Source organism: Alkalibacterium iburiense, assembly GCF_039521845.1.
GTDB lineage: Bacteria > Bacillota > Bacilli > Lactobacillales > Carnobacteriaceae_A > Alkalibacterium > Alkalibacterium iburiense.
This window is the reverse complement of sequence record NZ_BAAACW010000119.1, coordinates 1-1,044: the sequence shown is the minus strand read 5'-3', so window position 1 is coordinate 1,044 and position 1,044 is coordinate 1. Positions and strand designations below refer to the sequence as shown.

At 41.1% G+C, this 1,044-nt stretch carries 1 protein-coding gene and 1 pseudogene; both read right to left on the bottom strand.

The genetic code is table 11. The features are described 5' to 3' along the window. Positions 1-597 (bottom strand): class I SAM-dependent methyltransferase (locus ABDZ53_RS09745; protein WP_343756013.1); only part of this gene is annotated, 597 nt, incomplete at its 3' end. A 66-nt stretch (positions 598-663) separates the two neighbouring features. Next, a pseudogene (locus ABDZ53_RS09740) lies at positions 664-951 on the bottom strand (glycoside hydrolase family 2 TIM barrel-domain containing protein); the annotation flags it as partial. Positions 952-1,044 lie beyond the last annotated feature (93 nt).

The following is a 1,044-nucleotide window of genomic DNA, read 5'->3' as shown; positions in this document are numbered from 1 at the left end:
CTCCAGTCCTACTCTTTCAGCCACTACAGCCATCGTCCGGGCACTGAAGAAAGAGATATGTGTCAAGTCCCTAATATAAAACCAATTCCAGAAGTCCTCTTCTTTTTCAGGATGAAGCAAGGTCATAACGGAAAGGATGGCATCCTCTTTCATTAAACTGACCCACTTTTTAAAAACAGCGAGTGGGTCTTCTATATGCTCAATGACTTCCGTTGACGTAATCAAGTCGTAGGTTTTTGATGTGTAGAGCGAGTCCGGTGCATAAAACTTATCGTAAATCGTAAAATCATACCCATAGTCTCTTTCCATCAACTGAGAGAGCACCGGTGACGGCCCACTACCAAAATCTAATCCTCGCTTGCCTTTTGGGACATATGGAAAAACAGCTTTATTTAAAAACTTTTCAAAAAAAGCCACATAGTTCGGATCATCAATGGAGTTTTCATGAAATTCGTACTGGATAAACTCTTCCTGATCAGTTAAATAATGGCTCGCATCTTTTTGAATAAACTCACAGTTCGGGCAAAAGTGAAACAGATGCTTGGTTGTAGGGTGTCTCATTGATATCGTCTGGCACTTGCAAATGGCACACTGCATACCTTTCGCCTCATTTCTAAATTTAACCGTGAGCTTAGTGACTGTCCAGCTCTCGGTCTTTTTTTATTATTTTTTATAATTAAAGTCTGGAATACTAGTCCACCTTTTTCTTAATTCATGCGCAATCATTTTAGGTTGGCGCTGGCGAGTGAAAATTCCTTTTTTATTTCCTTGTACACGGTTGACACCGACTTTGGTTTCAAAGTCCGCGAAGTTCCAGACCTGTTCTCCGATTATTTGGTCGAAATCGTCAAAAACGTTATGGTACATCTCATAATATCTGACCTGGTATTCTTCTGTGAAAGGAATGTCATCTATCGTATGGAAGCCTACGACTGTGTCTGCTCCGTATTCTTTGACACTCCCACAGCTAAAGCAGTGGGATTCTTAAGTGCTTTGTCGAACGCAGGCCATTTCTGTTTTGTTCAAGCCTTAAGTTTCAGGGGG